Raw genomic sequence first — 13,546 nt, forward strand, 5'->3', positions numbered from 1 at the left:
ATCTCTCTTACCAAAAGGACACCATTAGAGTTTTTTATACACCTCCTGTCAAAATACAACCAAGGCAACAACTTGCCATATCGAAAAAACGAAATTTGGAAGCCAGATAACCGATAAGAAATTGTTCTTATTCGTAGGTTACCTTACAGCTTCGTTTGTTGTTTGTTATCCGAAAATGACGTATATTTATCAAAATAATAGGGGTTACTATGATGAAATTAAGATTAATTTTACCTTTACTCGTGATGAGTAGCGCGCAAGCGGGGGTTGTATTTACTGAATACGAGTCAGATACCGCTTATGGTTTAAACGACATCCAATCTAAAGTCGGTTACCAAAATAAATTACCTGCTCACGAAATACTGAATGCTTTAGCACCAGCTGGTTGGCGGGTAAATATTGGACCAGGCATCTCTTCCCACCAATTAGCCTGGGTACCTTCACCTAATTGGCGCAGTGCTGTTGCTAAGATACAGGAACTAAATTCCGGTATTTATATTGTTCTAAATGAACAAGAACGAGTGTTGGCTGCATCCAAAAATCGTGAACACCTTACGTACCTTCAGACACGAACACCAAAACTCTGGACATTAGACCCTAAACTGTCACTCAAAGAGAACTTTGAGGTTTGGAATACAAAGTCCAATATCGACATTATTTGGGGCTCTAAATACGACTTCCCTGTTAAATCACGTTCGGTATTGATTGGTGACCTAACAGGAAGAGACGGAGTCTTAGATAGAGTGCTTAAGGAGACGTTAAAAACAAAAGAACCACTGTGGATTAGTTACAGCCCTGAAATTGGTGCTGCTCATATCCTAAAAGGCGGTTCTACTGAAAAAGGGACTTACCAGTAATGAACAACACATTGAAACTTAAAGCTCTCACACTAACCATTATCGCGCTTGTCAGTGGTTGTAGTACTCCTGGTAAAGATGCCAATAGAGTTGCGACAGCACAGGCAGACGCTGCCACTGAGACGATTCAAAAACACAGACTTAAACCCGGTATAGATCAGAGCGTCTACAGCGAAGACAATAATTACGTTATTCTTGGGGAACCTTTCAAGTTAAAAGAAAGGCAAGACCTTCCAGAGATTTTTCTTACCCCGAGTAAATTCATGTCATATCGCTCTAAACCCCTTAGCGACACGATTGACTATTTGAACAATAAGTATGCCTCGTATGGGGTTTACATTAGCTTTACTAGCGACGCTATCAAGTATCTTAACCAAGACTCTGGAAGTTCCAAAGCAAGCGGTGGTACAAGTGATTCTACTGGTGATGATTTAGACGTTTCGGCACTTTATACAGATACGAACAAAGGGTCACTATTAGATGGCGCAAAAGTGTCTATTTCCCTGAACTTTGAAAAGCACGTTGCTTTAAAGCAAGTGTTGGATGCTATCGCAGCAAAAACCAACCTATGGTGGAAATACCAATCTGATGGTCGTGTATCCTTTTACCGACAAGAAACTAGACACTTTCGGATCGACCAATATGCTGGTAGTACAACTTTAAAATCAAGTATCAATTCGTCTACTAGCGGTGGTCAGCAAGGCGAGGGGACAAGCTCTCAAACTTCGAGTTCTCACTCATATTCATTTGACCGTGACCTAGGGAAACCAATGGACCAACTCCTCAAGGGGATTAAATCCATTGCTTCTGAAGATGCAAAAGTAGAAGTGTTACCTGCACTAAGTATGGTTGCTGTAACTGACACACCTCGAAAGCTGCGAATTGTTGAGAACTTTATTGATGAGTCAAATTCTACTGCTGGAAAGATGATCAGGCTCGATATAGAGCTATGGGAACTGATCACTACAGACGAATCAAATTACGGCATTGAGCAATCTATTAAATACGCTAAGAATGACTTCGAACTTAAAATCGATGGAGTTCCAGTTGGTGATGCAGCTAAGTTAGGTGGTTTAGGGCTGAGTATCGGTGATGGTAGCTTCAAAGGCACTGAAATGGCATTGAAGGCTCTTCAGGGGACTAAATCTCTTTCGCTTAAAAAGTCAATTACGACAACTGTACCAAACAATGATGTTATTCCAGTCCAGTTCGTAAATGAAAAGAAATATGCGGATAAAATCGACCAAAGTGTATCTGGTGATGTTGTAACACAATCTGCAAGCACAGATACAACAACAAACGGTATTGTTTTCTTAGCTTCACCACGTGTTAACTCAGATGGAACAATTGCTGTCCGTATCGTAACTGATGTAAGTACCTTAAATGCAATTGACCCACTAGAAGTTGGTAATACACAACTTCAACTAACAGACAGAACTGTTACTGCCATGGTTAGCGCTAGAAATATCCGTTCAGGCGAAACAATGGTTATGACTGGGTTCGAGCAAGTGATTGACAATGGCCAAAACCAGTCAGTTCTAGGCGATTTGCTATGGATGTTTGGTGGCAATGACTCTAATGCTAAAACACGCTCAGTGATGCTAGTAATTATCACGCCTCATATCGAAAAAGTTTAACCCAATTAGGTCCTTTTATGCAGTCACTAGAAGAACTTGGATTTGATAGGCACTACATCGGTTTAGATTGGTACGAGGTTTCAGAATCCGATAAGACCATCCATATCAAAAATCTGGTTAACAAATACGACGCTACAAATGCAGTAATTGTTGAAGGGTCAACAATTGATGATGCACCAAAATCAACAATCGGTTTCGCTCAAAGCATAACGACAAAATACTACAGCGCGGCGGCAATCGTCGCTCGCGCTATTTGTGTCGATCACCCGAATGCTTTCTTCATACAAAAGCTACCATCCGGTAAATATTGGTATCTTTTGGTAATTGATAAGTGCCCAGCTGGTGGTGAGAATGATTTGGTATTTGAAACGGTGGAAGAAGTTATCCAACAGATCTTCGACCATTATCAAATGTACGATCTTCATCACGTAAAATTACGCTATGTAGTCCCTAATGAGATAACAGAAAATATCTCAGAACTATTTGAAGAGTCACGTTCAGAGTACCAACAGCACTCATATGACGTCATATGTGAAGCTGTACCTAATGAAAAGTTCGCTCAAATTCAAACAATTGAGCAGCTACTCAACACAAACCCCCTATCAAAGATAAAACCATCCCACATCGTATTTGTGGCTCTTGGAATTATATTTTTGATAGGTGTGCAGGTATATAAATCTAACTCCAAGCAAGAGTATGTAATTCCTGACATAGATTCAATGGTGAAGAAAGCATCAAGCAGTACTCTAGCTAAGCAAGCTGAAAACGATTTGAATCATAAAAAAATCGAGAGAATAGACAAGGCAAATGCAACTAAAGAGGAAGCAAAATGGCTTACTCAACGTTTAACCGCATCAGATCCTAAAAAGGTCATTTTGAACCTTAAAGCCTATATTAACTCTCTTCCTGTTGATGTTGGTGGATGGTTCCCAATGACTGTCGATCTCGTTACCAAAGGAATCATTACTAGAGACTCATCAACAGTAGACAAACCAGCAGACCAAGAGTTTTTTCATGAGACGACCGTTTTGTGGAAAAACGGAGGGACAACGGTTGCCAATTTTAGAGACAACATCGAATTCGATGGAACTATCACTTATTCACTCTCTGGAGAAGAGATTACTACGTCTCAAATAGTACCGCTTCCTAAACCAGACCATTATTTTGATGAAAGTGACGCTTTTATCTTCATAAAGGAAACTCACGGCCACTACCTAGACTTACTAACCTTCATTCAGCAACAAGCAGAGAAGACACAAGGAAGACTGTACGGAGCGATTTCAGCAAACCGCAAAACAGAAAGGGAGATCCCTTTTAAAAACGAAACATATTCCACTGAAGTAAGAAACCCACAAATAGATTACACCGTTGTGAATGTACAACTTTCGTTAAGTGGGTTTGGTTGGGCATTTAACTATTTGGACCAACTAGCTAACGATATCGACAAATTTAAAAGCATGATTATACAGAGCATTTCGATAAATCTGGAAACAGAAGAGATCGTTCTTAAGATGCAGTACATACACGAAAGTAGCATTCTTAATCAACAAGACAAAGAGGTTTCATTACGTGAAAATTAATACTATTACCCTATGCATCGCGACCCAATTGTTGAGCTTTACAACTTTTGCAAATGATCAATCCGGGCAGACTTACCAAGACATCCAAAAACAACGAAGCCTCTCTATAGAGGAAAACAAATCACTCTCGCAAAATGAGTTGATACGAGCCCAAAAAGAGCATGCTAATAAGATGTTAATGCTTGACAATCAGTATCAGCAGCTTTTGATAGAAAATAACAAATTACTAAACGGTGGGCCTGAACCGAAAAAAGAGAAGGCATCGGATGAAGAGCGTTTAGCAAAATTCCAGGAGGAGACTAGGACAAAGCGTAGAGCTCAACGAGAAGCTGAAGTTAATGCTCTGCTAAACGAAATGGAAAAACAAATCTTCGTTACAGATATTTATGAGATAGCTGGTCAGTTGAAAGGTGAGTTTTGGCATAAGGGGGCTATCCAAACTTTAAAAGAAGGGGAGAGCTTTGGGGACTGGTATGTAGATTCACTGTCATTTCAAGGCGCTGTAGTCATGCCTTTCGATTATTCAACTCACAAAATGGACAAATCAAGAGCACGACATATCACGGTTAAAACCTCTGACGAAGCAATTGACCGCTTTAAGAAAGCGCAAACATTCCGAGACCGTATTATCGAGCAGAAGATTGGGGAGCTTTCAGAATCAAGTATGTTTGGAGCCCCGGCGCCTACATTAATTAATGACTCTCCCTCTCAAGGTTTAATGTTCAAGTGAGAATTTCATGACTAGTACTAACTTAGCAGAGTATAGACCTGCAACCAGCATTGTAGAATCCAGCGCAAACGAATACGACATTTTGTCAGATTCAATTTCTGGTGATTTAATAAAATACTTTGGTAGTCGTAGTAGCTCTAGTTCACACTTCTTTAACGACTTAACATACGACACTAGAGAACAACTTCCTTGGGCCTTAGGTGGTATCATTGACAAGGACAAAGTGGCACATCCAGCTTATGGTAAAAAATTCCTTATTTCGGATGGCCATATTCAAGGTATGGATGAAGGATACAACTACCTTACCGTCTTAATGACAGAAGACTTTTCAAAGTCAATCACACAAGTTCGAGCGACTATCAGAGATGATTTGGGATATACCGATCATACTCATACAAAAGTCATTAATCTTAAGTGCTCAGAAGACCTAATCCTATTACTTGCTGATGTCATCTTCATGGGCTCTGAAGAAAACCAATCTAAAGATGATGAGGGCAGAAGTTTTAAAGCGATCACTGCGTCTGTTTTAGAATCACACCCTGCAACGTCAGACATTCACTTTGAAGTATCTAATATACCTGGCAACACGTTAGTACGTATACGTGTAGATGGCGATTTAATTGATTTCAAAGAATATACATACGATAGGCTTTACGAGACGGTTGATGTTGCTTACAACATCATCGGTGGGGATGAAGCATCCGGCTCTAGCATCCAAGGTAACAACCTAAGCTGGAAAGAACCTCAATCTGGTAAATTTATCTACACGTATAACAATACTCAAATTGAAATGCGTGTTGAATTTGCACCAAGAGAAACTGAGGGCGGTGGAGATCTAGTATGCAGGATTACCAGTAAAGGGGAGAAATCCTCTATAAGAAAGCTAGATAAAGCTGGATATCACCCAGTTCAAACGCTGTTGATTAAAAAACACTCCAGTAAAAAACAAGGAAATATACTGTTTGCTGGTGTTACAGGTTCTGGTAAGACCCAGTCCATGTATTCAGTTATCGATTACTTACAAGACCTGTACAAATCTACTCGGAAGTTTGTTACTGCCGAAAACCCTATCGAGATGAACTTAGAGGGCGTTTCACAAGTTAACTTAGAAGATAACTCTAGCGCTTCTGATAATGAAATGAACACATTAACCAAGCAGTTTGAACGAATTTCCGAAAGCTTCATGCGACTAGACCCAGATATCATGGGTACAGGAGAAATACGTTGCTACAATTCAGCAAAATTTGCAATTGAATCTGCCCGAACTGGCCATGTATGTTTCTCAACAATACATGCCGCATCTTCTTGTGATGTACCAGGTCGCTTGGACGGTTTCGGAGTAGCTAGATCAGTCTATCAATCATCAAACACCCTAACTGTCATCATTGCTCAGTCTTTAGTACGAACCGTGTGCCCGTCCTGTAGTCGAAGTTATGATGAGCTTCCGAATAACTCTCCATTAGTTTATTCATTAATACAAAGCTTATCTTCCCTAGAGTTACTTGAGTACCTGCCGAACATACGTTTCGCAAAGCAAGGTGGGTGTGAAGAGTGTAATTATTCTGTAGATGGCCGTGTTGGACGAACACCTGTAGCTGAAGTCTTGGCGCCAGATCAAACAATCAGAAACCTATGGGCTAAAAACGAAGATGATTTGGCTAAAGCTCATTGGCTAAACACTGGTGGTTTTACTAAGTTAGAGCACGCAATTTATAAAATGTGCAAAGGGGTATTGGACCCTGAGATGATAGAACGTGAAATCGATCAACTTGTGGTCTCTCGATTAGATCGTGAAGAGCTAAATGTTTCTCTCTACCACCCAGAGGTTTAATTAATGGAAAACGATATTAACCAAAAGTTGCTCAGAATAAAGAGTCAATACCTTAGTGATGACTTCATTGATACCTTAAAGCTAAAGTATACAAACTTTCGTGTGGGCTCAAAGAGAAAGTCTCAACTTCTAGAGAAAATTGCATCACGTTTAGCAGATGGTGATTCAATCGTAAATGTATTGGACTCCCTCTATGAAGCATATAAGTCCCAACAACCAAAATCCCAAGAAACAAAGTTCGTAAAATATCTTGCAGACCGGTACCGATACAGACCAGTTATCTCATACATGCTCGCACCATTCTTTGATAAAACCACTATTGGAGTTGCTTACGCAATCGAGAAGAAAACTGCAGCATACAAAGTAATACGCATATGTGTCAGCCAATTACAAAGAAAACAACAAATGAGAGGTGCTGGCTTTTTAGGAATAGTCGGTCCAATTATAGGTGTTGGTTTGATTATGTTGATTTGTAGTCTTGCACACTTATACATCTATGCTGTGCTGTTTAAGGGGCTTAATATAAAACCAACTCCTATTATGACATTTGCAAGAGAGTTTACAAAAACTGTATACGAGCTAAGCCCATTTATTACAGGCACATTGGTGATATACGGGACCTGGGTAGTTTGGAGTTTACCCAATCAAATTAATCGGAGATTAACTAAATTACCACCTTGGAATGTTGTTGACGCGATTAATTCCGCTATAACCCTACAAACATTCAATGCTCTTTTGAAAGTCGGGATGCCCTCTTCAGAAGCACTAAAGCTTGTTGGTTCCCACTCAACGCCATATGTAAAACATTGGTGCCAAAAAATGCGTCTTAATATGATTGGAGGAAAGAGTGAAGGGCAAGCACTCGCCTGTGATTTCTTTAGTAGAGAACCAAGAATTGAGATTGAGTCGTATGCTACAACCTCTGACTTTACTAATAAACTAGACGATATCACCGAAGAAGTATTTGCTAACACTGAAATGCTAGTAAAAAAGCTTACGACAGGGATCATGCTCGGTTGCATGATGGCAGTTTTAACTGTAAACGCCATAGTTGGCCTTTCTATTTCTTCAATTGGTCAAACCCTTAACTAAGTTTGATAATAAAATTAACAAATTGTGAAAACCATATTCCACTTGATTGATATATGCCAATCATGTATAAAATCCAATAGCTTTCAAAGAGGAAAATAGCTATGTTATTTAAACCAAAAAAACAATATTCAAAGAAACTAAACCGCGTTCATGCAAAACGTAAAGGTGCATTTCTATCTACAGAGCTTCAATTAGTCCTGGCATTCGTGGGCATTATGGTTGTCGGTATTGCTACAACTATGGGGGATTCAGGTGCGGGTAAACTTGTTGACGATGCTGAGTCAGCTCTACTACAAGCATCGGACGAACTACGACGTACAGTGGGTGGCTTTGGTTCATACGCATCTGTTAACAACACTGACTGTTACGACAAAAACATCTGGCCTTCAAGCTGGTTAAGTGCAACCCAAGATGAATTTACCACACCTTTTTCTGATAATGGCTTGACCTGTGGAAGCGTAGACACCGCGACTAACCGTGATGGGATTACAACTACTGGTACAGGTAAATTCTTCACTTTCACTTTCTCAAATGTAGAAACAGATCAGTGTAACCTACTCGTTGGTCGTGTATTCCAAAACTTCGTTGAGATCCAGGTTGAAGGTACGCGAATTGATGGTAATGACACTCTTAAAACACAGTGTGCATCTGGCGATGAAGTAGCAATCACATTCATCAACCGTTAATCATTATTAATAAGAGTGGCCAATATGCTGCCTAGAACCTCAATCAAAAGACAAAGAGGCTTTTTCCTTCAACTTGGCATATTGGCCTCTACTGTCGCTTTAAGTATCATCATGTCCACTTACCTCATGATGAAAAGTGATCAATACGAATCTCAAGTAGACCAACTTCAAGGGCAGCGTATAGCAACGCTGCTTCATGCTATCAAGAATGCCTCAAGACAAAGTGGCTCATTAGCCCAATGGAATCAGCCGGGCCAACCCTTCCAAAACGGTGCTGAGCACATTGGAACAATGTGGTTGAAGCCAAACACCTGTGGTGGTACCCAAACATCTGAGTTCCTATTCTGTGACTTCGAAGATTCCCCTAGAATTGGGGATAACATGCAATACAAAACTGAAGTTACAAATGATGGAACCCAGGTCGAACTCAAATTAACTGTCTCAAATACTGCTGAAACTCGGGGATTTGACTTCTCTGGTGAAAACGGAGTCAAACGTTCATGTACTATAGCCCGAATTGCTGGTGGAGGTTTGGCAAACCTAAATTCAGGCACCTCAATCTCGCAAGTGGATTGCGACTTTGATACAGGTATCATTACTATGGATATCACTTGGGGCACAAGCTTCTCTGATGACCTGAGTATCCATGGTACAAACTCACCGTTAGCTACAATCGACTGGAATGGACAGGATGTCGATAATATGGACCGCCTTGAAGTATCTAGCATTGTGGACCGAGAAAACCCTGTATTTAGACTCGATTTGAATGGAACCAGCAACCTCAACAACCTCAACGTTAATTCCATAGACGCGAACTCCGGTACTATTGACACGTTACGCTCCAATTCTGCAAACTTAACTAGTGTTCGCGGCACTGACCTTGATTACGATAACGCTGACATTGATCGTGCTGATATTAATAGAGCTGACATCAATAACGGCGATATAAATACAGCTAGTATAGGCTCAGCAACAATAGACCAAGCTACAGTACGGAATAGAATCAACCAAACCAACTCATCGCAAATGAATAATTTCGCAGGGGGCTTGGCAATCGGTACTGGTTCAAACATATCAACTCTAGAGAATGGCTCTCTTTATGTCCCTGGAGCCGTTGTTGATTTCAATGACCCCTCAATGTTTTTTGACCCAAATGGCGTTTCTCGAACAAGAGACATTCGTTTGACATCGAGAGGGGGTGTAGCTCTCTCAAACCTAACAAGTAAATATGTTCACCAAGGTTCCGCTACAATAAACGGAGTTGGTGCAATTAAAGGTGTAAATTGTGGTGATGGTGCAGGTTATGCGGCAAATAGAATTGTTGTAGACTGGCAAGATAGTAAGCGTTACCACTCAGCGAACGGTGTAGTCGTATCTGACTATTCATTAAACCGAATCGGTGTTACAAAAAATGCATCTGGCTCACAATTTCTTGTCCGCCTTTACTCGTATAATTTCAAAACTAAACTTTGGGAAACACCTAGAGAAAACCGAGCACTAGCAACTATCTATTGCTATTACCCTTAAATATCTTCCCTTCCAGGGCATACCAAACTATAATATATTATAGACTAAGCTTAAGGTATGCCCTATGAACCTACTTCTTGCTATCTTCTTTGGAATTCTTCGTACTCCGGCTCTACTTTTTTATGTAACTACAGGAGTCGTTCACTACGTAATGGGCAAGCTCGTAAGGACGGTCCTAATCCCTTTATCATACGTAACAGAGAAACTCCTTAAACCCAATCACTATCTAATCGGCCTTGGTGGCCTTTTAATACTATACAAAGGATATGAGTATCTACGTGCTATAGCAGTATCAATTGCTGATACAGAAGTGTTTCTATATATGCCCGTTTGGTTACTAAGTTATCTTGAGTTTAGTGATGTACCATTTGATAGGCTAGGCTTGCCGGGTGCACAAAGACCACTTACAGAATCAATGTTAGATTTCGAGCAGGTATTGTTTGGTAAATTCGATGTAATTGATTTGTACTTGGTCTGGTGGTGGTTCTTTTTAGGGAGTCAACTAGGGCTTTACATCTACTATGCAGTAAACAGGCTTTTGAAGACAATGAACCTCGATTAAGACAATGAAAAAAGAGCCATTATCTGAATTAGTCTGAATGCAATCTGTGAGTTTCTTTATCTCGATGTGACTAGGTCTGACAGGTTGCCCTTAATCGGCTCTGTCCAATAGTTTGCTAGAGATTGAATGACTTTCTAATGTTCTCTATAGCTTGAGTGCTATACATAACCATATTTTCCCCTTGGTCGTTATACAGTTCCAATTTTCTTGATTTTAAAGTGTGGATTAGTTGCCAGCTTTTTATCTAGTCGAGGTGCTAACCACTCTTTAAACGCTTTTTTCCGTTCAGCTTTTCTAACATCTTCCACAGCAAATACTTTGTATTTTGCTTGGTTTTTTGGCTCGCCAAGCCACTTCTTGATAGCTGAATCTGTCCACAATCGATCTGTTTTTAGTCGAGTTACCGTAATCCAGTTTTTCGACCACTCAACAAAACGCTTTCGCTCTTTGATAGCTCGAATCTCTTGTTGGCTTTTAACCCAATTGGGATCGACAGCAAACTGCTTGTGGCCGATAAACCTACCGCGAGGCTTAGGCATCCTTTTCCCCCTACGACTGGTTAGATGGTTCACGGACTTTGAAGCCGTTTGGTCTAGTTAGTGAAACGGCATCACCAACCCTAGATACATTCCATGTTTCAATTAAGTTAACTTGGTCGTTTATAACTCGCACTTTGATGTTTTCATTTTCAGGATCTATTTTGATGCAATTATTGCCTCCAACTGAATGAGAGTACCCAAACAACCAATTTACGGACTCGTTGGGGCACTCTTCGAATCCATGAACATAACCAATTTCACTATCATCAATCTGTAGCTCAGCTACAGGTGAGATGTAGATAGTAATATCAGCCATTTGCTCATTGACCATTTCGTTATAATCATCTACAAGGTCACAAGCACTCAAAAGAGGCAGTGCGATAGCTAATGTTAATATGCTTTTCAATTTCATCATTTCCCCTTAAATTACGTTTCTTGTTTTCAGCTCATCTACGTGGCGTTCTTCACGATAAACACGAGATCATGGCCCTTATACATCAATCAATGCTTTCAACAAATCCCTCTATTAGCTCAGATGTATTCGATTGTGCACCACCAGCGAATCCAGTTGAGCTATTTAATGAAGGTAAGATTTCTTTTATAAGGTTCAATATTGACAGTCGAGTTAAAGTGTAGGAGGTCATATCTTTAACTCTTTTTGCTTCCATCTCCTGGGCGGGATTATTGATCTCCATTTCCTTATTGGCCGTTTTTATTTTCTCTTTTAACAGCCCTAGTTGCTTGATCTTAGAAAACTTTAATTCGTTATTAACAGTAAACCCTAAAGTGGCGTTCCATTCGCAAGATAGTTGAAGTGGGCGCTTTTGCGCTAGTAAATTAGCATTGATTTCATCTGACTCAATATCCTGGTTACTGTATCTCACCTTGTTCGCACCGTTCGCTCTATTCTCAAATGCAATATCACCATTTTTAATTGCCAACGTAGGCGGTAACTCCAGGCTGCTAAGCCAACTAGTAAATACACTCGAAACATCATTATTAACTGTTAGCGGGCTCGCAGGAAATGTTTTGAATGTAAGCTTGAATAAATCAATAATCGCTTCAACTTCTTTGTTTCCACTTGAACCGATAAAAAGAAACTTTAGCTCAGTATTAAACCAAACAATGATATCTTTGAAACGTGTAAGCGATTTCGGTATAAGAAGGTTTTCACACATTTCACGTAAATTCTTGACATCTTGTGAAGAAACCTTGGCATTTACTCCCCATGTCCTGGGGGAATCTTGTGCAAGCTGAATCATTTTCTGCCTGACAGCTTCGTCCAATGTACTAGATGCAACAGACCTAAAGCGCTTTTCTATACGAAAAATGTAATCGTTTTCTAGCTTAATGTAAGGTTTATTTGATTGCAGTAACTCAGCCCAGCCATATTTAGTCTTAATCGCACCAGTCAAAGGCTTCGCTTTCAGTTTCTCAAACATTTCAGAGTGCAGATTTGGGTCCAAGTTGAAGTCTTCAGGTAACTTGTAAATCACAAAGGTTTTAAACATGATTTACCTCGGCTTTATTGGAAAGTGGCAGTAAACGCATAGGATCTTTTTTGATGGCAACTAAAAATGAATACACAGAACCAAAGCGATTGGTGTCATATTGCCAATATAAATGCAGGTAATGAAAATAGATAAAGGAAGTAAATGCACTTAGCAAGGTCAAATACATGGATGTCATTAGGTAACTAAATTGAACCTCCGAGGTTACTATCGTTACAATAATGAATTTGGCAACACTGTTTACAGCGAAGAAGCAAAAAGCCAATACGAAAAATAGCGTTAGCCAAATAGACAGCTGTAGGTTTCTGGCTTTGCCTTCAACCTGTTCATCATTCATGTCGAAACCAGCTTTAACAACCTCATCGAAAGGTACAAGATTGAAGTGTACGGGGGTCTCCATGAACGGAACCATTTTCATATGGGCGGGGACAGCTCTAACAAGTTCCATGTACGTAGTTGGCTTCACTTCGGTACGCTGAATGGTTAAATCATACCGTCCATCTTCCCCTTTTTTTAAAATCAAACGGTTCGCTGATTCAGAGGCTGTCAACTGAGGTAGATGAGGGCTAATTTCAAGCATATCGTTTGCTAGCTGCTCATTAGAATCACTGGGACGCTCCTCGTGTTTTAGAACCAACAAACGATTACTGTCTTTCTTAAAATCAGGAACACTTCCATTAGCCTCTGAAAACACACTCGATTCAAACAAGCTATAACCATGTTTCAGTAGGTACTCTCTATTGACTTCGGTGTATGAGTCTAGATAAGGCAGGGACGTTAAAGGGTCAAAAGATTGCTGATAATCTCTTGCAGACTTTATTTCATTTAGTAGGCCTCCAGGGAGCCTGTATTCATTATGAATACTCTCCAGAGCTCTATCTATAGGGGTTATATGAACCCACTCAGTCCAAAACCTCAGTCTAAACATATTCCATGTCCAATCATTTGGGGTCTTGCTTGTGGCGTTTTTAAAAAAAGTTGAAAGTATCATAGA

13 protein-coding genes are annotated in these 13,546 nt (G+C 40.1%); 9 read left to right on the forward strand and 4 right to left on the reverse strand.

Going from position 1 to position 13,546, the window contains the following annotated elements; genetic code table 11:
* Positions 1–209: 209 nt before the first annotated feature.
* The 9 genes from R7R78_RS16415 (at position 210) to R7R78_RS16455 (ending at position 10,502) form a co-directional block, all read left to right on the forward strand.
* On the forward strand, positions 210–857 hold the full coding sequence (locus R7R78_RS16415) for a hypothetical protein (protein ID WP_025634121.1): 648 nt from the start codon (positions 210–212) through the stop codon (positions 855–857).
* Positions 857–2,494 carry a hypothetical protein gene (locus R7R78_RS16420; protein WP_025634122.1) on the forward strand — a complete coding sequence of 546 codons (1,638 nt, stop codon included), beginning with the start codon at positions 857–859 and terminating at the stop codon, positions 2,492–2,494. Before R7R78_RS16415 ends, R7R78_RS16420 begins: the two co-directional genes overlap by 1 nt.
* A gap of 17 nt (positions 2,495–2,511) precedes the next feature.
* A complete protein-coding gene (locus R7R78_RS16425; RefSeq protein ID WP_025634123.1) occupies positions 2,512–4,074 on the forward strand; it encodes a hypothetical protein in 1,563 nt (520 codons plus the stop codon).
* Positions 4,064–4,804 (forward strand): hypothetical protein, encoded by a 741-nt coding sequence (locus R7R78_RS16430; protein ID WP_025634125.1) that lies wholly within the window; start codon positions 4,064–4,066, stop codon positions 4,802–4,804. Before R7R78_RS16425 ends, R7R78_RS16430 begins: the two co-directional genes overlap by 11 nt.
* A 7-nt stretch (positions 4,805–4,811) precedes the next feature.
* Positions 4,812–6,635, forward strand: coding sequence for a GspE/PulE family protein (locus tag R7R78_RS16435; protein ID WP_025634126.1), 1,824 nt, complete (start codon positions 4,812–4,814; stop codon positions 6,633–6,635).
* Between the two features lie 3 nt (positions 6,636–6,638).
* Positions 6,639–7,727, forward strand: a complete 1,089-nt coding sequence (locus tag R7R78_RS16440; RefSeq protein WP_025634128.1) for a hypothetical protein — start codon at positions 6,639–6,641, stop codon at positions 7,725–7,727.
* A gap of 101 nt (positions 7,728–7,828) precedes the next feature.
* A complete protein-coding gene (locus R7R78_RS16445; RefSeq protein WP_025634129.1) occupies positions 7,829–8,413 on the forward strand; it encodes a hypothetical protein in 585 nt (194 codons plus the stop codon).
* 111 nt (positions 8,414–8,524) lie between these two features.
* On the forward strand, positions 8,525–9,940 hold the full coding sequence (locus tag R7R78_RS16450; RefSeq protein WP_139351514.1) for a hypothetical protein: 1,416 nt from the start codon (positions 8,525–8,527) through the stop codon (positions 9,938–9,940).
* 64 nt (positions 9,941–10,004) lie between these two features.
* A complete protein-coding gene (locus R7R78_RS16455; RefSeq protein ID WP_025634132.1) occupies positions 10,005–10,502 on the forward strand; it encodes a hypothetical protein in 498 nt (165 codons plus the stop codon).
* 188 nt (positions 10,503–10,690) lie between these two features.
* Here the strand turns inward: R7R78_RS16455 and R7R78_RS16460 are convergent, their stop codons facing one another.
* The 4 genes from R7R78_RS16460 to R7R78_RS16475 form a co-directional block, all read right to left on the reverse strand.
* Complete coding sequence (locus tag R7R78_RS16460; protein ID WP_025634133.1) at positions 10,691–11,041, reverse strand: hypothetical protein; 351 nt, start codon at positions 11,039–11,041, stop codon at positions 10,691–10,693.
* Positions 11,042–11,051: 10 nt separating this feature from the next.
* A complete protein-coding gene (locus R7R78_RS16465) occupies positions 11,052–11,456 on the reverse strand; it encodes a hypothetical protein (protein ID WP_138058895.1) in 405 nt (134 codons plus the stop codon).
* Positions 11,457–11,538: 82 nt separating this feature from the next.
* Positions 11,539–12,552 carry a recombination-associated protein RdgC gene (gene rdgC / locus R7R78_RS16470; protein WP_025634137.1) on the reverse strand — a complete coding sequence of 338 codons (1,014 nt, stop codon included), beginning with the start codon at positions 12,550–12,552 and terminating at the stop codon, positions 11,539–11,541.
* Positions 12,545–13,543: a hypothetical protein gene (locus tag R7R78_RS16475; protein ID WP_025634139.1), complete on the reverse strand. Its 999-nt coding sequence runs from the start codon at positions 13,541–13,543 to the stop codon at positions 12,545–12,547. The genes rdgC and R7R78_RS16475 overlap by 8 nt, the downstream gene beginning before the upstream one ends.
* Between the last annotated feature and the right edge of the window lie 3 nt (positions 13,544–13,546).

It is taken from the genome of Vibrio sp. 2134-1 (genome assembly GCF_033339495.1).